Source organism: Scandinavium manionii (assembly GCF_024764775.1).
Taxonomy (GTDB): domain Bacteria; phylum Pseudomonadota; class Gammaproteobacteria; order Enterobacterales; family Enterobacteriaceae; genus Scandinavium; species Scandinavium manionii.
The window spans coordinates 791,742-812,548 of sequence record NZ_JALIGC010000040.1 but is presented as its reverse complement, the minus strand read 5'-3'; the positions used below and the strand labels follow the sequence as shown (position 1 = coordinate 812,548).

Genomic DNA, 20,807 nt, shown 5'->3' with positions numbered 1-20,807 from the left:
ACGGATTAACATGACTTTATCCCTGAGGAGGGATGACTGATGCACCCATGGAAAAATAAAATTGCGCTATCACAAATAGCATTAGCCTGCACTTTGGCAATCGCTTCTCAGGCAAATGCAGAAACCTACGATACATTCACTTACCACGATGACTCAGACACAGCTTTTAGCTGGGGTGACTGGACTAACGCAGATAATATCAATTACGTTGGTTACAATGGTTATATCTATAATAACGCAGCAGACGGCACCTTCGATCAGAACTTCAACGGTGATGTCGTAAATGGCGTTATTTCTACTTATTATCTGAATAATGATTATGCAGATGGTACCGCTAATACGCTGAATATTTCCAACTCTACTATTCACGGCATGATTACTTCCGGGCAGGTCTTCGGCAGTAACGGTGATGGTGGTGCTGATGCCTACACTTACGGCTGGACTAACGGCACGCCAGTTGACTATAAATGGAATGATGGTGATGTCTTTACTCTGAATGTTGCCAATTCTACGATTGACGATGATTACGAGTATTTCTACTTCACTGATTCCTATCTGGATGGCGACAAAGCGACAACCGAAGATCATCGCCTGGGCTTTGCGGATCTGGGCACAGCGGTGACGTTGAATGTTGAAAGTAACATCAACATCAGTGATAACTCGCATGTTGCCGGTATCGCTCTGTCGCAAGGCGACACCACTAATGCTGATTACACCACTGAATCTCACACATGGGATAACAACATTGTTGTGACCGATTCTACCGTCACTTCTGGTGCTTATACACCACTGGAAGATAACGGCTGGTATGGTAATTCCGAAGAGCCAAGTGATTATACCGGTAATGGCGGTGCGAATGACGTAGCACTCTCCTTCGTTGATAACTCGGCTTCCGATTACTCAATGAAAAACAACGTAAACTTCAGCAATTCTACGCTGATGGGCGACGTTGTGTTTGACAGCACTTTCAACGCGAACTTCTACCCGTATGGCCATGACTCTTCGGATGATGGCGTGCTGGATACCAATGGCGGCTGGACTGACGATAGCCTGAACGTTGATGAACTGAACATTACGCTGGATAACGGCAGCAAATGGGTCGGTGATGCAATTTTCAGTTATGACGCGATTGCACCAGCCTCTATGTATGACGTAGCCGTTAATAGTCTTGAACCCAATTCGACGTATGATAATTGGGGCAATGTTGTTGACGACCAGACTTTCCAGAGCGGTGTGTTTAACGTAGCGCTGAATAACGGTTCAGAGTGGGATACCGTCAATGGTTCTCAGGTTGATACCCTGACCGCGAACAATGGTTCACTTGTTCAGGTTGCTGATGGGTCTGGCCTGGTAGCGGATACGATTACGCTGACTAATGGTTCAGCGATGAACCTCAGCACAGATGGTACTGTCGCGACTGACCATTTGACCGTTGATACTTATAGTACCGTTGAACTGTCGGATGAAACCGCGCAGTTGTATGCGAATACCCTTACCGTTTCAAACGGCGGTGAATTCAGCATCGCTGGCGACGATTTCGATGCGCGCTCGCTGACTACCGACACTGTAGAACTGACCAATGGCGGCGTCTTTAACATCAATAGCAATGACTATGTGTTAAATGCCGATCTGGTTAACGGTCATACCAATACCACTAATACCTCTGATGCGACCTACGGTTATGGCGTTATCGCCATGAACTCTGATGGTCACCTGACTGTTAATGGTAACGGCAATACCAATAATGGTGATGAAGAGTTCAGTGTTGATGATGCGAGTGACGGTGTTGATGCTGCAACCGGTAACTACAAAGTTCGCATTAATGATGCGACTGGCGCGGGTTCAGAGTCTCAATACAAAAACAAAGAACTTATCTATATTAACGATAAGGACAGCACCGCGACCTTCTCAGCTGCCAACAAAGCTGACCTGGGTGCTTACACCTATCAGGCTCAGCAACAAGGCAACACGGTCGTTCTGGAACAGCGTGAGCTGACCGACTACGCCAACATGGCGTTGAGCATTCCGTCTGCAAACACCAATATCTGGAACCTGCAACAGGATACTCTGGGTACTCGTCTGAGCAATGCTCGTCACGGTTTGGTTGATGACGGTGGTGTGTGGGTGAGCTACTTCGGCGGTAACTTTGACGGAGACAACGGCACCCTCAGTTACGACCAGGATGTTAATGGCATCATGGTGGGCCTGGATACTCAGATTGATGGTAACTACGCTAACTGGACCGTCGGTGCTGCAGCAAGCTTCGCCAAGGGCGATATGAGCGACAAATCTGGTCAGGTTGATCAGGATAGCCAGTCTGCTTATATTTACTCTTCTGCTCGCTGGGACAACAACGTGTTCCTCGATGGCAACATGAGCTATAGCCGTTTTGACAACGACCTGACTGCAACTATGAGCAATGGTGAGTATGTTGATGGCGACACCTCAACGGATGCCTGGGGCTTTGGTCTGAAACTGGGTTACGACTGGAAATATGACGCAGCGGGTTATGTGACTCCGTATGGCGCAATTTCAGGTCTGTTCCAGTCTGGCGACGATTATCGTCTGAGCAACGATATGCGTATGGATGGTCAGTCTTATGACAGCATGCGTTACGAACTGGGTATCGATACGGGCTACACCTTCACTTATAGCGAAGATCAGGCCCTGACACCGTACTTCAAACTCGCCTATGTCTATGACGATGCTGACAATGATGCGAACGTTAACGGTGACGATATCGATAACGGCGTTAAAGGCTCTGCGGTACGTGTAGGCGCTGGTGCGCAGTTCAACTTTACCAAGAAGTTCAGCGCGTATACCGATGCTAACTATCTGGGCGGCGGTGACGTTGACCAGAATTGGGCAGCAAACGTCGGCGTGAAATACACCTGGTAATAAATCAAAGCAGGGAACATTGTTCCCTGCTTTTTTTATCATTAACATGGCATTGACACAGGATGTGACACTCGCATGTTAGCTGTAAAACCGTTGTCCGCATTTAACGCACTTGATCAGCTCTTTTCCCCTAATGCTTCAACCTTCATCCTTTCTCCACAGGATACGTTGAGCCTGAATTGCAATGCCTCGGTTGTGACCGTCTTTCGTCAGGGGACGTGTAAAATCGAGCGAGCCCAGGAAGATATTCTGGTTGCTATCAGTCCTTCACCTATTATTCTTGGCCTGGCCGGGCTGTTAGATGCCCGAACAGAAAGTTACCAACTCACCGCGTTGACCCACTGTGAGGCTTATCAGCTGGAAGCTTCGCAATGCCGGCAATTATTGGATCAGCATCAACTTTGGCGTGAAGCGTTTCATTGGGTAAGCTGGATTGTCAGAGCGCAGGAGGCACGCGATGTTCAACTGATTGGCAAAAACTCCTACAGCCAGATCAGGGCAACCTTGCAGGTGATGTCGGGTTGGGATGATGCTTTGCGGGCCAGGATAGGCGTAATGAACTATATCCAGCAGCGGACCCATATTTCCCGCTCAGTGATTGCAGAAGTCCTTGCTGCGCTGCGCGCCGGAAACTATATCGAAATGAATAAGGGCAAGCTGGTTTCCATACACCGCTTGCCCCTTGAGTATTGACGATCAGGAAGCGGGAACAACCAGCGGCTTATTGCCACTCAGCTCTGCGACCAGATCGTTAACGCCATCACTCATATTCACAAAGCGAGTCAATGGGGAACGGGTTACGACCACGAACGCGCCGACGTTATGTTGCGGGATCATGGCCATATAGGTAATGAATCCGCCACCACCACCTGTTTTCTGAATAATGCCCGGACGGCCATTTTTCGGGGCCATATAGACCCAGCCCATGCCCAAAGCCGTGGCTTTTCCCGGCACGTCCATACCGATCACTCGGGTTAACTGGCTACGCTGATAGATAAGCGTTTGCATCCGGTCAGCCTGTTGGTTACGGGTATAAAAATCAGAAGACAAGAATTGCTGCATCCAGCGCATCATATCCCCTGGCGTGGAATACACCCCGCCGCTGCCAATGGCCGCCAGCGTGTTATCGCATGGGCTGGCCCCTTTTTCGGCAACCATCAAGCGCTGGCACTGATCCGGTGAGGGAGTAAACGTAGTGTCTTTCATCCCCAATGGGCGAGTGATTTGCTCTTCAAAAAGCTGCGGATACGGTTTACCTGCGGCTGCGCTCAATGCATCGGCCAGAAGATCAAATGCCAGATTTGAATAAGCTGCTTGGGTTCCCGGCGCGGTTTTCAGTGTCGCGGTACTGAGCCAGTTCCAGCGCTGATTATGCGTTGGCCAGACAAAAACAGGACGATGCGCTGCACCACCGGGCTGTTCGCGCGGCAGGCTGCTGGTATGCGTCGCCAGATTCACCAGCGTAATCGGTTTCCCTTGATATGTAGGCACGTTTGCGCCCGGCGGAGCATATTTACTCAGTGGATCATTAAGCTTCACCACACCCTGATCGAGCAGCTTCACCAGCATTTCACTGGTCATCAATTTGCTCAATGAGGCAATGCGGATCACAGAATCCAGCTGCGGATGGACGTTGCTTCCTGGCCGAGTCTCTCCGAAGCTGCGAAACACGCGCTGGTTGCCATCAATAACCACCAGTGCCATGCCCGTCGCGCCGCTACCGAAATAGATATGATTGGCGTATCGGTCGACAATATCTGAGGCAAAAACCGGGTCCGGAGAAGTTTGTGCGGCCTGAGCCACAGGCAGCGAAGCAGCACACAGCGCCGCAAGAAATAGCAGACTACGTTTCAAGGAAGGCATCCATGAATTGAAATGGAAAGATAATGCGTATTTATACTATTAAACGGCCACTTGCAAAGCGCCTTTACGCCGGAATTGCGCAAGAAAAACGTAACGACGGGTAAATATGGCGGTTTTTGTGCAAGCCTCTACGCGCTTTTGTGAACTCACGCGTATGATAGTCTCAATGTTCACAACCTGTTACGGAGAAAATGATGTCGGATAAACACGTTGTCATGGTGGTCGATATGCAAAACGGTGTCTTCGAAACGCCGCGTCGTGAGCAACAGGAATGCGTCTCGCTGGTGAACCGTCTGATTCGCGCCGCTGACCGCGTCATCTTTATTCAGCACATCGAAGAAGGTGGTCTGGAAGAGGGGAGTCACGGCTTTGCATTATTGCCAGATCTCGAGCAGCCGAGTGGAGCACTTTACGTCACCAAAACGGCCTGTGATGCTTTTTATAAAACCGAGCTGGAACGTGTGCTGGCAGAAAACGACATCACCGCTTTTGTGATGTGCGGCTGCGCCACGGATTACTGTGTGGATACAACGCTGAAAGTCGGCGCCAGCAAAGGCTATCAAATCACCGTTGCCGAAGATGCACATACCACTGCCAACCGCTCGGCTGCTGAAGCCGCAACGCTTATCGCGCACTACAACGATGTCTGGCGCACGCTCACGGTGCCCGGAAACCCGGTCAGCGTGAAACCCGTCGAAACAATTGTTACGCAATGGCATACGAACTAAGCGTTTTCTCATCGGTCTCAATCACGGTCAACCCAGCTTCACCTTTTGTCGCGGTGATGGCGCGGCGATTTTTCGTAGAACACAGCAACCTTAAAACGATAAGAAGTTAGCAGGAGAGCATGTATGTTTAAGTCTTTTTTCCCTAAGCCGGGACCCTTTTTTCTCTCGGCGGCAATTTGGGCACTCATCACCGTCATATTCTGGCAGGTAGGTGGGGGTAAATGGTTGCTTCATATTGTCGGCGCTTCCGGTGATATCCCGATCAGCGCGGCGCGTTTTTGGTCTCTCGACTACCTCGTGTTCTATGCCTACTACCTGGTTTGTGTGCTGGTCTTTGCGCTGTTCTGGTGTCTTTACAGCCCGCACCGCTGGCAGTACTGGTCGATTCTCGGCACTTCTCTGATAATCTTCGTGACCTGGTTCCTGGTCGAAGTGGGGGTGGCGGTCAACGCCTGGTATGCGCCGTTCTACGATCTCATCCAGACTGCGCTTTCCGCACCACATAAAGTGAGCATCGGTCAGTTTTACCATGAAGTCGGGGTGTTCCTCGGCATTGCGCTGATCGCCGTGGTGATTGGGGTGATGAATAACTTTTTCGTCAGCCACTACGTCTTCCGCTGGCGTTCCGCAATGAACGAATACTACATGGACAACTGGCAGCGACTGCGTCATATCGAAGGTGCTGCACAGCGTGTGCAGGAAGACACCATGCGCTTTGCGTCGACCCTTGAAGATATGGGCGTTAGCTTTATCAACGCCATCATGACCCTGATTGCCTTCCTGCCGGTGCTGGTGACGCTGTCGGCGCACGTGCCAGACCTGCCGATTGTCGGCCATTTGCCGTACGGTCTGGTGATCGCCGCAATTGTCTGGTCGTTGATGGGCACTGGCCTGTTAGCCGTGGTCGGTATCAAACTTCCGGGGCTGAATTTCAAAAACCAGCGCGTTGAAGCGGCCTACCGTAAAGAACTGGTTTATGGTGAAGATGATGCGTCGCGCGCCACGCCGCCGACGGTTCGCGAACTGTTCAGCGCTGTGCGTCACAACTATTTCCGTCTCTATTTTCACTACATGTACTTCAACATCGCGCGAATTCTTTACCTGCAGGTAGACAATGTTTTCGGCCTGTTTTTACTGTTCCCGTCGATTGTTGCCGGTACGATTACGCTGGGATTAATGACGCAGATAACCAACGTTTTCGGTCAGGTTCGCGGTTCGTTCCAGTACTTGATCAGCTCCTGGACCACGCTGGTGGAACTGATGTCTATCTACAAACGTCTGCGCAGTTTCGAGCGTGAGCTGGATAACATGCCAGAGCAGGAAGTGACTCAATCATTTAGCTAACACAGGGATGCACGATGGCGGTTGCCGCAATACGCAAGATTTCACCCTCATTGGGACTGCTCGCTGGCCTTATTCTGGCGGGCTGTACCAGCCAGAAACCGGTGCTGAAAGAAGGTGAAAAACCGGTGGATGTTGCCGCTGTAGTTCGGCAGAAAATGCCAGCCAGTGTGAAAGACCGGGAGGCCTGGGCGCAAAGCATCGCCAAAGCCTTTGAAAGCCAAAAGCTGGCACCGACGGAGGAAAATGTCTGTTCGGTGCTGGCGGTCGCACAGCAAGAGTCAAACTATCAGGCCGATCCTGCCGTGTCGGGTTTGAGCAAAATCGCCTGGCAGGAAATCGACCGCCGGGCGCAGAAGGTGCACGTGCCGCTTTTTTTAGTGCATACGGCGCTAAAAATCACGTCACCGAATGGGAAAACCTACAGCGAGCGGCTTGATACGGTGAAAACTGAAAAGCAGCTTAGCGCCATATTTGACGACTTTATTGGCATGGTGCCGATGGGACAAACGCTGTTCGGCTCGTTGAATCCGGTACATACCGGTGGCCCGATGCAGGTGAGTATCGCCTTCGCCGAAGCCCATGACAGCGGATATCCATGGAAAATGGACGGCACCGTGCGTCAGGAAGTCTTCTCGCTGCGCGGTGGCCTGTGGTTTGGTACTTATCATCTGCTGAATTATCCGGCCAGCTATTCCGCGCCGCTCTACCGTTTTGCCGATTTCAATGCTGGCTGGTACGCGAGCCGCAATGCTGCGTTCCAGAATGCGGTCAGTAAAGCCAGCGGCGTGAAGCTGGCGCTGGATGGCGATTTGATTCGGTATGACAGCGATGACGCGGGGAAAACAGAACTTGCCGTGCAGAAGCTGGCCTCGAAGCTGTCGATGAGTAACAGCGAAATCCGTCAGCAGTTGCAAAAAGGCGACAGCCAGGATTTTGAAGAAACGGCGTTGTATCGCGGCGTGTATAAGCTCGCAGAAGCGAAAACCGGAAAGACGCTAGCGCGTGAAATGCTGCCAGGGATCCAACTTGAGAGCCCGAAAATCACCCGTAATCTTACAACCGCATGGTTTGCAAAACGCGTGGATGACCGTCGGGCCAGCTGTATGGCGTTGGGTCAGAAATAACGACGCCAGCGCATGATGAGGGCGACCACGCCAAGGATGGCGCTGCCTACCAGGAAAGGAACCAGTCCAAACAACGTCCCAACGGCAAACCCGATTTCGACATGAGGGCGACCGCTGTCCTGAATTTGCATCAGATGCTCGAACACGCCAGGCGCATGCGCCAACATATTTAGCAGTTGCGCGCCCGCCCAGAAACAGAACAGGACGAACAGCGCGTACGCGATATTACCTGGTGTGGAGGATTCCTTTTTTTTCCCGGCAATGATTGCTCTGGGTAAGGTGAACTCAGCCATAACGACCTCCTGATACTTCTTTCGCACTGACGGAGTCAGGCGTTTATTCTGCTGGCCGATACCAGCTTGGTTCCGGTAATTCTGACAGTAGAAGGTGATTGTCAATATCAGATTCGTGGTAATTTCAGTCCGGGAATGCTCTTATTTTTGGGTTTTTCTGGCTGAGTCACAAAGATGTGCCTTAAGTTAAACGGAAGGGATGTTAAATATTTGCTAAGTGCCGCGCAGACGGCGGCCTGGGAATGTGCGAGTATACTTTTTTCTTTTGCGGAGTCGTTATGAAACTGCCTGATAAAATCCGCCGCGACTGGCACTACTATGCGTTTGCCATCGGCCTGATTTTTATACTCAACGGTGTGGTCGGGCTGTTGGGCTTTGAAGCGAAGGGTTGGCAAACTTATGCCGTTGGAATGGTGACCTGGGTTATCAGTTTCTGGCTGGCGGGGTTTATTATTCGCCGTCGTCCTGCGCAAGAAGAAGAGCAATCCGGGGCATGATCCGGGCAGCGTAAATGCCGCCCGACCGAATGAAAACTATCCGTTCATGGTGGTCTTCAGCGCCGCATTGGCCTGATGACGCTCCAGCGCCAGTTCAATCAGGCGAGTAATCAGGCTGGTGTAATCCAGGCCGCTCGCCTGCCAAAGCTTCGGATACATGCTGATGTTGGTGAAGCCAGGCAGTGTGTTGATTTCATTAATGACGACTTCATTTTCCGCCGTCAGGAACACATCCACACGCGCCATGCCGCTGCAGCCCAGTGCCTGATACGCTTCAATCGCTGTCTGGCGGATCTTTTCGTTCACCGCCGGATCGATAGCTGCAGGTACCACCACTTTTGCACCGACGTCATCAATATATTTGGTGTCGTAGGCATAGAACTCGCTGTTCAGCACAATTTCACCGCAGGTGCTGGCCTGTGGTTCGTCATTGCCGAGTACCGCACATTCAATTTCACGCCCGTTAATGCCGGTTTCAACCACGACTTTGTTGTCGAACTCGAACGCCAGCGCGACGGCTTGCTGATACTGCTCTTCGCTTTTTACTTTGCTGACGCCTACGGAAGAACCCTGGTTAGCCGGTTTCACAAACATCGGCAGACCCAGTTTTTCTTTCATATCGGCAAAACTGAATTTATTACGGTTGGAACGGGTCAGCGTCACGAATGGCGCGATCGCCAGTCCAGCATCGCGCAGCAGGCGCTTGGTAACGTCTTTATCCATACAGGCGGCGGAGCTCAACACATCGGAGCCGACAAAGGGCAAGTTCGCCATGCGCAGCATCCCTTGGAGGGATCCGTCTTCACCGAGCGTGCCGTGAACAATCGGGAAAATAACATCAATGGATGGCAGCGGCTGGCCAGTTCCGGCGTTGATCAGCTGCTCTGAGGCTTTACCGGGGATCTGGGCCAGCGTAATGTCGGAAGGGCGCAGAGCGATTCGGGCTGGATCCTGCGCATTCAGCAGATAACTACTGGCGTCGTTGATATGCCATTCACCCTGCTTATCAATGCCCAGCAACACCACCTCAAAACGCGTTTTATCCATCGCTTCGACAATGTTCTTTGCCGACTGCAAAGAGACTTCATGCTCCGCCGATTTACCGCCAAAGACCACACCAACCCGCAACTTAGCCATTTCTACATCCATCTACAGAAAATACAAAGCCGATACCATAGCACGTGATTCCTGGGGCTTCTGCCATAATCTTAGTTTTCAGCGTCGGGAGAAATAATGAGAGGGAAAGGGATCGTTGGGCTTCTGATTATGGTGACGGCAGGCTATCTGGGATACCGCTTTTTGCCGCCGCATTTCAATCCGTTTGCGCCGCTATCACTTGACGATCCGCCGGGACGCATCACGCAGTTTAAGCTCAAACGCTTGCCGGCAGATCTGTGTCCGTTGCTATTGGCGCAGGCCAATCAGCGTGGTTGGATTAGCACGAAATCGCTGGCCGACAGCGCTGGGCCATGCCCGTTGCATAATGCGGTCAGCGTGGCGAATTTTGGTGACGTCAGACTGAGTCAGCGCTTTGTGGCGAGCTGTCCGCTGGCGCTCAGCAGCGCACTGTTCGTTCAGCAGCAGGCGAAACCGCTCGCCCAGCAGATGTTCGGTAGTGAACTGCGACAGATTGACCATCTGGGCAGCTTTGCCTGTCGCAATATTTATCATCGGGAAAACGCCCGGTTGAGTGAGCACGCCACCGCCGACGCGCTGGATATCAGCGGATTTCGTCTGGCCGATGGTCGGCGAATCACGGTACTCAAAGGCTGGAAGGTGCCAGCGACGCAGCCTTACTTGCGCGCGCTGCTGTCTGCCAGTTGTCAGTATTACGGCAATGGTCTGGGCCCGGATTATAACGCCGCCCATTCCAACCATTTTCATCTTGGAATGCGCGGTTATGGCCTCTGTCGATGAGCATAACGCACTGTGATTAGGGTTTTTTTTCGTGATATTTATCACACAATTACCTATTGGAAAAATAAAATACTAAACTCTTTTACAGCGCATCTCGCGCCATACAAGCAGACGACGCACTTGCTATGCTGGGCAATACACCCCGAAAACGAATGAAAACGCGTAGTTATGGAATCCTGGAAGGTTAATCTTATTTCCGTCTGGTTTGGCTGTTTCTTCACCGGTCTCGCCATCAGTCAAATCCTGCCTTTTTTACCGCTGTACGTCTCCCAGCTTGGGGTGACGTCGCACGAAGCCCTGTCGATGTGGTCCGGGCTGACCTTTAGCGTCACGTTCCTGGTGTCCGCTATTGTCTCGCCAATGTGGGGCAGCCTCGCGGACCGTAAAGGGCGCAAACTGATGCTGCTGCGTGCCTCTCTCGGAATGGCGATTGCGATCCTGCTGCAGGCTTTTGCCACCAACGTCTGGCAGCTGTTTATTCTGCGCGCCATCATGGGATTGACGTCAGGTTACATACCGAATGCAATGGCGCTGGTAGCCTCCCAAGTGCCGCGTGAGCGCAGCGGCTGGGCGTTAAGCACGCTGTCGACTGCACAAATCAGCGGCGTGATTGGCGGACCACTGCTCGGCGGTTTTCTGGCCGATCATGTTGGCCTGCGCGCGGTGTTTTTCATCACCGCCATTTTGTTGACGGTGAGTTTTTTGGTGACGCTGTTCCTGATTAAAGAGGGTGCACGCCCGGTAGTCAGCAAAGCGGACCGGCTCAGCGGCAAAGCGGTGTTTGCTTCACTCACCTATCCAGGCCTGGTTATCAGCCTGTTTTTCACCACTCTGGTTATCCAGCTCTGTAACGGCTCGATTGGCCCGATTCTGGCGCTGTTTATCAAATCGATGGAGCCGCAAAGTAATAACATCGCGTTTTTGGCCGGGATGATTGCCGCCGTGCCGGGAATTTCTGCGCTGATTTCTGCTCCCCGGCTTGGCAAACTCGGTGACCGCATTGGGGCGCATCGCATATTACTGGCCACGCTATTCTGTGCGGTAGTGATGTTCTTCGCGATGTCATTTGTCACCACGCCATTCCAGCTCGGCGCGCTGCGTTTCCTGCTCGGCTTTGCCGACGGCGCGATGTTACCCGCCGTACAGACGCTGCTGCTTAAATATTCCAGCGATCAGGTCACCGGCCGCATCTTCGGATATAACCAGTCGTTTATGTATTTAGGCAACGTGGTCGGCCCGCTGATCGGTGCATCGGTGTCGGCAATGGCCGGCTTCCGCTGGGTCTTTGTTGCCACGGCGATAGTTGTGCTGATAAACCTTATTCAACTCGCCATTATGTTGCGCCGCCGCCAGCGTATTGCGGTGAATTAAACGAATAACTCTCAGGGGGTAGGATATTATTTATTCTATCCCCCTTAATTTTGGTGGGATAAACCGAGGAGAGAAACGTTTCGCTAATAATTCAATTTGCATAATTGGGGATTTATAGAATAATTCTTATACTGGCTATGCATTACGGATCATCGGTGCTACCGTCTCAGGCATTATCATAAGGAAGTCTCGCCATGAAAAATCTGATTGCAGAATTGTTGGTAAAGCTTGCGGAAAAGGAAGAAGAATCAAAGGAGTTAGTGGTTCAGGTAGAAGCGCTGGAAATAGTCGTCACTGCGCTCTTACGCCATATGCGACAGCCGGAGCAACAGGCGTTAATCACCGATATTGAATCTGCCCTGGATGAAGCAAAACCAGAGCTTGAGGTTCCCGCACACGATGCCGAATTACTGCATCAATATATAAAAAAGCTATTACGGCATCCGCGTAATTAAGGCGCATGCCGTATTGTACAGCGTCGGCTCATCAGTAGTCGTCGCTATGCATTATTTTACCCATCAGTATTTCCTTATCCCTCTGCGCTATTTTTCTGCCTCTAAAGTGGTTTTTTTCGCTTCAGCGACCAGACTTACTAAGATCCCCTCATAGAAGGATGGTGCAATGAAAATAACATTACTGGTTACCCTACTGTTCGGTCTGGTGTTTCTCACAACGGTGGGAGCAGCAGAAAAAACGACGACCCCGCAACAACAGCGAATGACGACTTGCAACCAGCAGGCCACGTCGAAAACGCTGAAAGGCGATGCCCGAAAAACCTATATGAGCGACTGTCTGAAAAACAGCAGTTCAAAACCGGCAGAGAAAAGCCTGACGCCGCAGCAGCAGAAAATGCGGGAATGTAATTCCACGGCGACTCAGCAATCGCTGAAAGGTGACGATCGTAATAAATTCATGAGTGCGTGTCTGAAGAAAACCGGCTAATGCGGATGTAAAAAACGGGTGAATCGCCAGTGCGGTTCACCCGTTATTGTCAGGACTTACTGAGCTTTTCTGATTTTTCCATGCAGCTAACCATCGCTTCGATAACCGCTGAACGGAAACCTTTTTCCTCTAGCACGCGGACCGCTTCAATGGTGGTACCGCCTGGGGAGCACACCATATCTTTCAGTGCGCCCGGATGCATGCCGGTTTCCAGCACCATTTTGGCTGAGCCCATCACCGCCTGCGCGGCGAATTTATAGGCCTGCGCGCGCGGCATACCGCCCAGCACGGCAGCATCAGCCATCGCTTCAATAAACATAAAGACATAGGCTGGTGCAGAACCGCTGACGCCGACGACCGGGTGGATCATCGGCTCTGCAATGACTTCGGCTTCACCGAAGCAGCGGAAAATCGATACCACATCGGCGACGTCTTCGCTGGTCACCAGCGCATTTGGCGTAATGGACGTCATGCCCGCATTCACCAGTGAAGGAGTATTTGGCATGGCGCGAACAATTTTGCGGTCATGGCCCAGTGCCTGCGCGAGCTGATCGAGAGTAACGCCCGCGGCAATGGAAACCACCACGGTGTCTTTATTGAAGCTGGACGTCACGTCGCTCAGCACTTTGGTCATAATGCCCGGCTTCACGGCACCGAAGACGATGTCCGCCACGTGGGCGACTTCCTGGGCGCTTTCGGCAGCGTTAATGCCGTACTGATTGTGAAGGGCGGCGACTTTTTCTGGTGATGGCGTGTAAACCCAAATCTGAGTAGGCTGTACCTGGCCGCTGGCGATCAGGCCACCAAGAATGGCCTTACCCATATTACCGCAGCCGATGAAACCGATTTTTTTGTCCATTCTGTCTCTCTCTCAGCGTTTTTCTGATAATGCGTATTAGCTTAACATCTTGTGACTATGCCCGAAGAAGAAAGCAGGCGACAATACCCCGGTTATTTTATTCAGGAGTGAGTATGGCGATTTGGGTGGATGCGGATGCGTGTCCGAATGTGATTAAAGAGATCCTGTTCCGCGCGGCGGACAGAACACAAACGCCGGTCACGCTGGTGGCTAACCAGAATCTGCGCGTACCGCCTTCGCGGTTTATCCGTTCGATGCGTGTTCCGGCCGGTTTTGACGTGGCGGATAACGAAATTGTGCGTCAGTGCCAGCCGGGTGATTTGGTGATTACCGCCGACATTCCTCTGGCGGCGGAAGTGCTGGCCAAAGGCGGCGCGGCGCTGAATCCGCGCGGTGAGCGTTACAGCGATGCCACCATTCGCGAGCGTCTGACGATGCGTGATTTCATGGATACGCTGCGCTCCAGCGGGATCCAGACTGGCGGCCCGGACACGTTGTCTCAGCGTGACCGCCAGCAGTTTGCCGCTGAACTCGACAAATGGCTACTGGCGGTTCAGCGCGGACAGAATTAAGTCCAGCTATCGTCATCGCCGCCAAAGTCGTCGTTACTGAAATCATCGTTATTGAAATCAACATTGCTCCAGTCGTCGCTTCCGCTGTTGGCGGTGTTGTCGGTGCCATCATCCGGCAGAAACTGTGCGTCGCTGGCCTGATTCAGGTCATCCGCCGCCGGGGTCTGTGGTTCCTCAATGATGTTCACAATCTCCTGCGGATGCGTGCCGGAGAACATGTTCATCAGCATATTGCCGAGGACGACGCCACCTGCAACGCCCGCGGCGGTTTGCAGGGCGCCGCCCATAAAGCCGCCACCGCTGCGACCCTGAGCATAATTCTGAGCCTGCGGGGGCGCGTAACCGGCCTGTGGCGGCGCAGAACGGGCATAATTTTGCGCGCCGGGAATCGGGTCACTCACGTGTGGCTGCGACTGACCGCCGCCAAACAGCCCGGCAAGGAATCCACCGCTGTTTTGTTTCGTTGACTGAAGCTGAGCAACATTGCTCTCCAGCGCCTGAATACGTTCGTTCAGCTGCTTAATGGCGGCTTCCTGAATCAGGATAGTCTGTGCCATATAGTACGGAGCGGCAGGCTGAGCCTGAACATGTTGCGCAATAACGTTCTCGGCGGTAGCATCGCGCGGCGCACTTTGCGCTTCGGCCTGTTGCAGACGCGAAAAGAGTCCGTCGATCAGCCGTAGTTCTTCAGATTGCATGGATCACTCCTCGATAAGACGAACGGTACAGTGCTTAGTGTGTCTGAAACATTTGCACTGTAAATATACGGTACGTAAACCTATGCATAAATGTGTTACCTTTTGCAGCCGGACAGGGGTTGTCAAACTGTCGCCCTTTCATGTAAGGTTGCCGCAACACTAAATGACACTATTTCTTTACACTCTCATTCTGCCCAATAGCCAATAATAATAGCCAAGACGTCGGGATTTAGAGTGATGGTGTAATTATTATTTTACACTTACTTGCGTACTAGTTTGGTGATATTATCACCGGCTCACCAGTACGCCTTGCCACACCGCAGTACCAGGGGGATTTTCAGTGATAACACAGCCTATTTTTCTTATTGGCGCCCGCGGTTGCGGTAAAACCACGGTCGGGCAGAAGCTCGCCGGGGCCTGTCATTTTGATTTCATCGATACCGACGTTACCCTCCAGGAGCGTGCGCAACAGAGCATTGCCGATATAGTGGCGAAAGAAGGCTGGCCCGCGTTTCGCGCGCTTGAGACCCAAACGCTGCAATCTGTCACTGCGGCGCAATCCGTTATTGCCACCGGCGGCGGTGTCATTCTGGCACAGGTTAATCGTGAGTTTCTGCGCGACAACGGGATCGTTATCTATCTGAAAGCGCCAGTTACGGTACTCGCCGGGCGCCTGGAAGCTTGTCCGGAAGAATCTCAGCGTCCAACGCTGACCGGCAAACCTATCAGCGAAGAAGTGCGTGAAATTCTGGCCCAGCGTGATGCGCTGTACCGCGAAACGGCGCATTTCACGGTGGACGCCGCCTGTGAACCTAATGACGTCGTGGCGCAAATTTTGGCGGCAATCGCCTCCGTTCATCCCACCACCGTGGCGGTAAATTCGGCAACCGCTGGCTAACGCCTATACTTAACGCTCTGAACCGAAAGAGGAAGAGCTATGCCGTCAAATCCCCCATATCCACGTGAAGCCCGTGTTGTCGCCGTCGAGAAGGGCGATCCGGGCCAGTCAGTGACCTGGTATCAGCTGCGTGCTGACCACCCAAAACCCGATTCGCTGATCAGCGAACATCCCACCGAGGCGGAAGCCGTCGACGCCAAACGGCGTTACGAAGATCCCGATAAGTCCTAATTCAGCCTTAGTTGCGCAACGCCTGTGATAAGCGGGCGTAAATCACACTTTTTAGCTAAAATTAATGTTAATAAAAAGTTAAGCTCCAGAAATTACTGGAGTGCATTGGCGCCATCTGGAATCTTTACAAACGCCCGCAGAAGGGAGCTGCTACGCTTCTGAACGGTTGTTTTTTAGCCATTTAGGGGGCTATTCTTCAGCAGTAAGCCTGTGTCGAAGCTGTGATTGTCGTGATAAAAGGTAAATAACATGAGTGCGACTTTGGCAATCCTGACCGTCGGTGTTGTTCCGATGCGTGAGGTGTTGCCGTTATTAACAGAGCACATCAGGGAAGATCAAATTACCCATGTCAGTTTGGTGGGAAAAATGACCCGAGAAGCGGTCATGGAAGAATATACCGCAGAGCCAGGAGAAGAGGTTCTTATCACTCTCCTGAATGATAACCAGCTGGCGGAGCTCTCACGTAAGAAAGTCGAGCGTGATTTACAGTCCGTCGTTGAAGTGCTGGATAACCAAAACTACGATGTCATTTTGTTCATGAGCACTGCGCCAATTAGTGGACTGGTGGCTCGGAACGCGATTCTTATTGAACCACAGCGCATCATTCCTCCGTTGGTGAGTTCCATCGTCGACGGTCATCAGATGGGAGTCATCGTACCGATCCCGGAGTTGATGAAAAACCAACGTATCAAATGGCAGACCTTACAGAATAAGCCGTGCTATGCGCTGGCGAATCCCATTCATGGAACCGAAGACGAGCTGATTGCCGCCGGAAAGCAACTGCTGAGCGAGGGCGCGGACGTGCTAATGCTCGACTGCCTGGGCTTTAATCAGAAACACCGTGACCTGCTGCAAAAAGCGCTGGATGTTCCGGTTCTGCTGTCGAACGTGCTGGTCGTAAGGCTTGTGTCGGAACTCTTGGTTTAATCTCACTATTTGCGTGACAGTTCGCTGTCACGCCCCCTATATTGGGTTTGTACACAATGACGAAACGAATAAGGGTCTGTTTATGCTTCAAAGCAATGAGTACTTTTCCGGGAAAGTGAAGTCCATCGGTTTTACAAGTAGCAGTACTGGTCGCGCGAGCGTAGGCGTCATGGCGGAAGGGGAATATACCTTTGGGACGGCTGAGCCTGAAGAAATGACCGTCGTGAGCGGGGCGCTACACGTTCTGCTGCCGGGTGAAACGGAGTGGAAAACCTATACTGCCGGGCAGGTATTTAACGTGCCGGGTCACAGCGAATTTCATCTGCAGGTTGCAGAACCTACATCCTATCTGTGCCGCTACCTTTAAGCGCTACCTGTAAAATTAAGCCTTCCTGTTTGCGCAGGAAGGCTCTTACTTAACGCTGAGCTTCGCCGCCCAGGCCTTCCACCAGATTCGCCACCAGCGCAGCCAACTCTCCGGTCATCAGGATAAAGTCGGCATCGAAACGCTGATCGTAATTCTCGCGCTCAATGTCTTCATTCTGATCGCGCAGTTCATCGCAGAACTTCAGGCGTTTAATCGACGCATCGTCGCAGATCATAAACTGAATGCGTTGCTGCCAGTCGAGAGCCAGTTTGGTCACCACTTTCCCGGCTTCAATGTGTACTGCGATTTCGTCGCTGACCAGATCCTGCTTTTTCGCGCGGATGACGCCACCGTCTTCGAGGATCGCTTTCAGTTCCGCTTCATCAAGCAGCTGGAAGCCCTGTGCCACGTTGCCGGAGCGAACCCACTCGGTCAGCGTCAGCTCAATTGGATTTTCCAGCGCCAGCGGAACCACCGGCAGCGAGCCGAGGGTTTTACGCAGCAGTGCGAGGGTGTCTTCACCTTTTTTCGCACTGGCACAATCGACCATGATCAATCCGTTGACGGTATCGATCCACAGCATTGTCTGGCTGAAACGACTGAAAGCGCGAGGCAGTAGCGAGTGCAGCACTTCATCTTTCAGGGAATCTTTTTCGGTTTTCTTGAGCTTACGGCCCTGATCGGCTTCGAGCTTGAGGATCTTCGCTTCCAGAGACTGTTTCACTACCGACGATGGCAGGATCTTCTCTTCCTTACGGGCACAGACCAGGATCTGGCCATTGGCCTCATGCGTGAAAGCATCACTGTGCGATCCCATCGGCGGTACCCAACCGGTTTTTGCCATATCCTGGCTGCCGCAAGGGGTAAATGCCAGCGAGGCTAACTGTTTCTCCATCTCATCTGCGCGCAACGTAATGTCGCGGCTAAGACGGTAAACCATTAAATTTTTGAACCACAGCATGATAATTTCCACGGCTTTGTCGTTAAATTCAGCGGGCATGATAGCGAATTGTCACTATGCTTGCATTGTTAATCAGGCACCGGGGAGGCTTCTGTGCGAATAGGAATAGACTTGGGTGGTACTAAAACAGAGGTCATTGCACTCAGTGACCAGGGCGAGCAACTGTATCGTCATCGTCTGCCGACGCCGCGCGATGACTACCAGCAGACGATTGAAACCATTGCCACGCTGGTCGGGCTGGCAGAGAAGGAAACCGGGCAGACCGGCACCGTTGGCATGGGCATTCCAGGCTCCATTTCGCCGTATACCGGGGTGGTGAAAAACGCCAATTCTACCTGGCTCAACGGGCAGCCTTTCGATAAAGACCTGGGTAAGCGGCTTAATCGCGAAGTGCGACTGGCGAACGATGCCAACTGCCTGGCGGTGTCAGAAGCCATCGACGGTGCCGCAGCGGGTGCGCAAACCGTTTTTGCGGTGATTATTGGCACAGGCTGCGGTGCGGGCGTCGCGCTCGGCGGCAGGGCACACATTGGTGGTAACGGCACGGCGGGCGAGTGGGGGCACAATCCACTGCCGTGGATGGACGAAGACGAACTGCGTTACCGCGCGGAAGTGCCGTGCTACTGCGGAAAACAGGGGTGCATTGAAACCTTTATCTCCGGCACCGGTTTTGCGACGGATTATCATCGTCTGAGCGGGCAGCCGTTAAAAGGCAGTGAAATCATGCGTCTGGTTGAAGAACAGGATGCGGTGGCAGAACTGGCGCTAAGTCGCTATGAACTGCGGCTGGCGAAATCTCTGGCTCACGTGGTGAATATTCTGGATCCGGACGTGATTGTGCTCGGTGGAGGAATGAGTAACGTCGAGCGCCTGTATAAAACGGTGCCGGGGCTGGTGAAGAATTTTGTCTTTGGCGGGGAGTGTGAAACGCCGATCCGCAAGGCGGTGCACGGCGATTCCAGTGGCGTACGTGGTGCCGCATGGTTGTGGCCGCTCTAAATCAGGCTGCCCTGGTCAACAGGGCAGAATTCAGATTGAGGAGAATGCAGGCACAGGCCTGTGTTTCAAGCGAGCATACAGCAGCAACGAAAACATCGCGAAAAATGACAGAAGGGCCGCGGGGAGCGCCACATAGTTGTAGGCAAAACCCGCGGTCAGCATCAATCCGCCACAGTAAGCGCCGACTGCGCTCCCCAGATTAAAGGCCATTTGTCCCCCGGCCGCACCCAGCATTTCGCCTCCTTTCGCATTTTGCAGCAGCAAAATTTGCAACGGTGCGGAGAGTGCAAAAAGCCCCATACAGCAGATAAATGTCAGACTAAGCGACGCGAATTGGCCACCGCCAAACAAAAACAGCAGGCCCAGCGAAAGCGCAATAACCAAATCCGTCACAATGGCGATGCTGAGCGGAGAGAATTTTCCGGATAAGCGACCACTCAACAGATTGCCCGAGACCATTCCCAGCCCCGCCAGCATCATAATCACCGTCATTTTCCCTTCGGAAAAACCGGCGACCGTCATCATGAACGGCTTGATATAGCTAAACCATGCGAAGACACCGGCATTGCCAAAGAGAGTCGCAGCGAAAATAAACCAGGGGGCGGGTGATTTCAAAAAGTGAAACTGATTACGCAATTTGGTTCTGGCGTTATCCGTAATATTGGGCACCCAACAGGTCACCGCGGCCATCACCGCGATATTAAACATGGCTATCAATAAAAAGGTGTAGCGCCAGCTAAATTCCTGGCTAAGCCAGGTGCCAAGCGGCACACCGAGCAGGTTCGCGACGGTCATTCCACTGATCATCCCCGCGACGGCAGACGTCACTTTTCCGGGGCTGGCGAGTTTTGACAATATAATAGCGCCCACGCCAAAGAAGGCACCGTGAGGAAAACCGGAGACCAGTCGGCCTGCCGCGAGCATCCAGTAAGAGGACGACAGGGTGAACATCGCATTACCGACCAGGCAAAGGGCCAGCAGAAAAATCAGGATATGTTTAAGGGAAAAACGGTTGGAAAACAGGGCGATAACCGGCGCCCCCAGCACCACGCCGAACGCATACCAGGAGATCATATGCCCGGCCATGGGGATAGAAATTCCTACGTTGCCGGCAAGTTCCGTCAGCACGCCCATGATACCAAACTCAGCCATGCCCAGGCCGAACGTGCCCAGTGCTAAAGATAAAATGACTTTTTTCATACTGACTCGTTGCGAGGGAATGTGCCCGGAACATCAGGCCGCGTAGTAAAGCCCAGCTTGAGGTAAAAGCGGGGCTAAACCAAGGGCTTATTCTTCTGTCTATATTGACGAAACTGCT

Annotated in this window: 23 protein-coding genes; 16 read left to right on the top strand and 7 right to left on the bottom strand. The window is 52.4% G+C overall.

Translation table 11 applies throughout. The annotated features are described in order from the left end of the window. Nucleotides 1-39: 39 nt before the first annotated feature. Nucleotides 40-2,898, top strand: a complete 2,859-nt coding sequence (locus MUU51_RS21590) for an autotransporter YaiT-related protein (protein WP_258968566.1) — start codon at nt 40-42, stop codon at nt 2,896-2,898. A 75-nt stretch (nt 2,899-2,973) separates the two neighbouring features. Beyond that, on the top strand, nt 2,974-3,591 hold the full coding sequence (locus MUU51_RS21585) for a helix-turn-helix domain-containing protein (protein ID WP_159772502.1): 618 nt from the start codon (nt 2,974-2,976) through the stop codon (nt 3,589-3,591). A 3-nt stretch (nt 3,592-3,594) separates the two neighbouring features. On the opposite strand, the gene ampH is transcribed toward MUU51_RS21585, so the two are convergent. Next, the gene (ampH, locus tag MUU51_RS21580) at nt 3,595-4,752 is read right to left on the bottom strand and encodes a D-alanyl-D-alanine-carboxypeptidase/endopeptidase AmpH (protein ID WP_159772505.1); all 1,158 of its coding nucleotides are present in this window, start codon (nt 4,750-4,752) and stop codon (nt 3,595-3,597) included. 203 nt (nt 4,753-4,955) lie between these two features. Between ampH and MUU51_RS21575 the strand changes: the two genes are divergently transcribed. The 3 genes from MUU51_RS21575 (at nt 4,956) to MUU51_RS21565 (ending at nt 7,957) form a co-directional block, all read left to right on the top strand. Next, the gene (locus tag MUU51_RS21575) at nt 4,956-5,489 is read left to right on the top strand and encodes an isochorismatase family protein (protein WP_258968565.1); all 534 of its coding nucleotides are present in this window, start codon (nt 4,956-4,958) and stop codon (nt 5,487-5,489) included. 123 nt (nt 5,490-5,612) lie between these two features. Next, nucleotides 5,613-6,833 carry a peptide antibiotic transporter SbmA gene (gene sbmA / locus MUU51_RS21570; RefSeq protein ID WP_258968564.1) on the top strand — a complete coding sequence of 407 codons (1,221 nt, stop codon included), beginning with the start codon at nt 5,613-5,615 and terminating at the stop codon, nt 6,831-6,833. 14 nt (nt 6,834-6,847) lie between these two features. Continuing rightward, complete coding sequence (locus MUU51_RS21565; protein WP_258968563.1) at nt 6,848-7,957, top strand: DUF1615 domain-containing protein; 1,110 nt, start codon at nt 6,848-6,850, stop codon at nt 7,955-7,957. On the opposite strand, the gene MUU51_RS21560 is transcribed toward MUU51_RS21565, so the two are convergent. Beyond that, nucleotides 7,948-8,250, bottom strand: coding sequence for a DUF2755 family protein (locus MUU51_RS21560; RefSeq protein WP_159772513.1), 303 nt, complete (start codon nt 8,248-8,250; stop codon nt 7,948-7,950). The two genes, MUU51_RS21565 and MUU51_RS21560, sit on opposite strands and share 10 nt — an antisense overlap. 278 nt (nt 8,251-8,528) lie before the next feature. On the opposite strand from MUU51_RS21560, the gene MUU51_RS21555 reads away from it, so the two are divergent. Further along, nucleotides 8,529-8,747: a DUF2754 domain-containing protein gene (locus tag MUU51_RS21555; RefSeq protein ID WP_159772516.1), complete on the top strand. Its 219-nt coding sequence runs from the start codon at nt 8,529-8,531 to the stop codon at nt 8,745-8,747. A gap of 36 nt (nt 8,748-8,783) precedes the next feature. Here MUU51_RS21555 and ddlA read toward each other — a convergent pair whose 3' ends face one another. Beyond that, on the bottom strand, nt 8,784-9,884 hold the full coding sequence (gene ddlA / locus MUU51_RS21550; protein WP_258968562.1) for a D-alanine--D-alanine ligase: 1,101 nt from the start codon (nt 9,882-9,884) through the stop codon (nt 8,784-8,786). 96 nt (nt 9,885-9,980) lie between these two features. On the opposite strand from ddlA, the gene MUU51_RS21545 reads away from it, so the two are divergent. The 4 genes from MUU51_RS21545 to psiF all read left to right on the top strand — a co-directional run bounded on the left by MUU51_RS21545 (nt 9,981) and on the right by psiF (nt 12,977). Then, nucleotides 9,981-10,664, top strand: a complete 684-nt coding sequence (locus tag MUU51_RS21545) for an extensin-like domain-containing protein (protein ID WP_258968561.1) — start codon at nt 9,981-9,983, stop codon at nt 10,662-10,664. A 168-nt stretch (nt 10,665-10,832) separates the two neighbouring features. Then, complete coding sequence (locus MUU51_RS21540) at nt 10,833-12,035, top strand: multidrug efflux MFS transporter (protein WP_159772522.1); 1,203 nt, start codon at nt 10,833-10,835, stop codon at nt 12,033-12,035. Nucleotides 12,036-12,229: 194 nt separating this feature from the next. Beyond that, complete coding sequence (gene iraP, locus MUU51_RS21535) at nt 12,230-12,490, top strand: anti-adapter protein IraP (RefSeq protein WP_125355326.1); 261 nt, start codon at nt 12,230-12,232, stop codon at nt 12,488-12,490. Nucleotides 12,491-12,656: 166 nt separating this feature from the next. Continuing rightward, nucleotides 12,657-12,977, top strand: coding sequence for a phosphate starvation-inducible protein PsiF (psiF, locus tag MUU51_RS21530; protein WP_159772526.1), 321 nt, complete (start codon nt 12,657-12,659; stop codon nt 12,975-12,977). 49 nt (nt 12,978-13,026) lie between these two features. On the opposite strand, the gene proC is transcribed toward psiF, so the two are convergent. Then, on the bottom strand, nt 13,027-13,836 hold the full coding sequence (gene proC / locus MUU51_RS21525; RefSeq protein WP_159772529.1) for a pyrroline-5-carboxylate reductase: 810 nt from the start codon (nt 13,834-13,836) through the stop codon (nt 13,027-13,029). Between the two features lie 113 nt (nt 13,837-13,949). Here proC and MUU51_RS21520 point away from each other — a divergent pair, with 113 nt between their 5' ends. Then, complete coding sequence (locus MUU51_RS21520; protein WP_159752303.1) at nt 13,950-14,408, top strand: YaiI/YqxD family protein; 459 nt, start codon at nt 13,950-13,952, stop codon at nt 14,406-14,408. Here the strand turns inward: MUU51_RS21520 and MUU51_RS21515 are convergent. After that, nucleotides 14,405-15,106: a DUF2076 domain-containing protein gene (locus MUU51_RS21515; protein WP_258968560.1), complete on the bottom strand. Its 702-nt coding sequence runs from the start codon at nt 15,104-15,106 to the stop codon at nt 14,405-14,407. The genes MUU51_RS21520 and MUU51_RS21515 overlap by 4 nt on opposite strands. A gap of 343 nt (nt 15,107-15,449) precedes the next feature. Here MUU51_RS21515 and aroL point away from each other — a divergent pair, with 343 nt between their 5' ends. From aroL to ppnP, 4 genes are all read left to right on the top strand, one after another. Then, nucleotides 15,450-16,004, top strand: coding sequence for a shikimate kinase AroL (gene aroL, locus MUU51_RS21510; RefSeq protein WP_159773172.1), 555 nt, complete (start codon nt 15,450-15,452; stop codon nt 16,002-16,004). Between the two features lie 39 nt (nt 16,005-16,043). Next, nucleotides 16,044-16,235: a protein YaiA gene (gene yaiA / locus MUU51_RS21505; protein ID WP_159752307.1), complete on the top strand. Its 192-nt coding sequence runs from the start codon at nt 16,044-16,046 to the stop codon at nt 16,233-16,235. 249 nt (nt 16,236-16,484) lie between these two features. Then, nucleotides 16,485-17,162: an AroM family protein gene (locus MUU51_RS21500; protein WP_159772538.1), complete on the top strand. Its 678-nt coding sequence runs from the start codon at nt 16,485-16,487 to the stop codon at nt 17,160-17,162. Nucleotides 17,163-17,244: 82 nt separating this feature from the next. Next, nucleotides 17,245-17,529 carry a pyrimidine/purine nucleoside phosphorylase gene (gene ppnP, locus MUU51_RS21495; RefSeq protein WP_110511635.1) on the top strand — a complete coding sequence of 95 codons (285 nt, stop codon included), beginning with the start codon at nt 17,245-17,247 and terminating at the stop codon, nt 17,527-17,529. A 49-nt stretch (nt 17,530-17,578) separates the two neighbouring features. Here the strand turns inward: ppnP and rdgC are convergent, their stop codons facing one another. Continuing rightward, nucleotides 17,579-18,490 (bottom strand): recombination-associated protein RdgC, encoded by a 912-nt coding sequence (gene rdgC / locus MUU51_RS21490; RefSeq protein ID WP_159772541.1) that lies wholly within the window; start codon nt 18,488-18,490, stop codon nt 17,579-17,581. 93 nt (nt 18,491-18,583) lie between these two features. Between rdgC and mak the strand changes: the two genes are divergently transcribed. Next, nucleotides 18,584-19,489, top strand: coding sequence for a fructokinase (mak, locus tag MUU51_RS21485; RefSeq protein WP_159772544.1), 906 nt, complete (start codon nt 18,584-18,586; stop codon nt 19,487-19,489). Between the two features lie 30 nt (nt 19,490-19,519). On the opposite strand, the gene araJ is transcribed toward mak, so the two are convergent. Further along, nucleotides 19,520-20,689, bottom strand: coding sequence for an MFS transporter AraJ (araJ, locus tag MUU51_RS21480; protein WP_159772547.1), 1,170 nt, complete (start codon nt 20,687-20,689; stop codon nt 19,520-19,522). Nucleotides 20,690-20,807: the final 118 nt, after the last annotated feature.

Bases quoted from the DNA above. Each gene is read 5' to 3' on its own strand.
- MUU51_RS21590 (WP_258968566.1), top strand. From the start codon at position 40: ATGCACCCATGGAAAAATAAAATTGCGCTATCACAAATAGCATTAGCC.
- MUU51_RS21585 (WP_159772502.1), top strand. From the start codon at position 2,974: ATGTTAGCTGTAAAACCGTTGTCCGCATTTAACGCACTTGATCAGCTC.
- MUU51_RS21575 (WP_258968565.1), top strand. From the start codon at position 4,956: ATGTCGGATAAACACGTTGTCATGGTGGTCGATATGCAAAACGGTGTC.
- sbmA (WP_258968564.1), top strand. From the start codon at position 5,613: ATGTTTAAGTCTTTTTTCCCTAAGCCGGGACCCTTTTTTCTCTCGGCG.
- MUU51_RS21565 (WP_258968563.1), top strand. From the start codon at position 6,848: ATGGCGGTTGCCGCAATACGCAAGATTTCACCCTCATTGGGACTGCTC.
- MUU51_RS21560 (WP_159772513.1), bottom strand. From the start codon at position 8,250: ATGGCTGAGTTCACCTTACCCAGAGCAATCATTGCCGGGAAAAAAAAG.
- MUU51_RS21555 (WP_159772516.1), top strand. From the start codon at position 8,529: ATGAAACTGCCTGATAAAATCCGCCGCGACTGGCACTACTATGCGTTT.
- ddlA (WP_258968562.1), bottom strand. From the start codon at position 9,884: ATGGCTAAGTTGCGGGTTGGTGTGGTCTTTGGCGGTAAATCGGCGGAG.
- MUU51_RS21545 (WP_258968561.1), top strand. From the start codon at position 9,981: ATGAGAGGGAAAGGGATCGTTGGGCTTCTGATTATGGTGACGGCAGGC.
- MUU51_RS21540 (WP_159772522.1), top strand. From the start codon at position 10,833: ATGGAATCCTGGAAGGTTAATCTTATTTCCGTCTGGTTTGGCTGTTTC.
- iraP (WP_125355326.1), top strand. From the start codon at position 12,230: ATGAAAAATCTGATTGCAGAATTGTTGGTAAAGCTTGCGGAAAAGGAA.
- psiF (WP_159772526.1), top strand. From the start codon at position 12,657: ATGAAAATAACATTACTGGTTACCCTACTGTTCGGTCTGGTGTTTCTC.
- proC (WP_159772529.1), bottom strand. From the start codon at position 13,836: ATGGACAAAAAAATCGGTTTCATCGGCTGCGGTAATATGGGTAAGGCC.
- MUU51_RS21520 (WP_159752303.1), top strand. From the start codon at position 13,950: ATGGCGATTTGGGTGGATGCGGATGCGTGTCCGAATGTGATTAAAGAG.
- MUU51_RS21515 (WP_258968560.1), bottom strand. From the start codon at position 15,106: ATGCAATCTGAAGAACTACGGCTGATCGACGGACTCTTTTCGCGTCTG.
- yaiA (WP_159752307.1), top strand. From the start codon at position 16,044: ATGCCGTCAAATCCCCCATATCCACGTGAAGCCCGTGTTGTCGCCGTC.
- MUU51_RS21500 (WP_159772538.1), top strand. From the start codon at position 16,485: ATGAGTGCGACTTTGGCAATCCTGACCGTCGGTGTTGTTCCGATGCGT.
- ppnP (WP_110511635.1), top strand. From the start codon at position 17,245: ATGCTTCAAAGCAATGAGTACTTTTCCGGGAAAGTGAAGTCCATCGGT.
- rdgC (WP_159772541.1), bottom strand. From the start codon at position 18,490: ATGCTGTGGTTCAAAAATTTAATGGTTTACCGTCTTAGCCGCGACATT.
- araJ (WP_159772547.1), bottom strand. From the start codon at position 20,689: ATGAAAAAAGTCATTTTATCTTTAGCACTGGGCACGTTCGGCCTGGGC.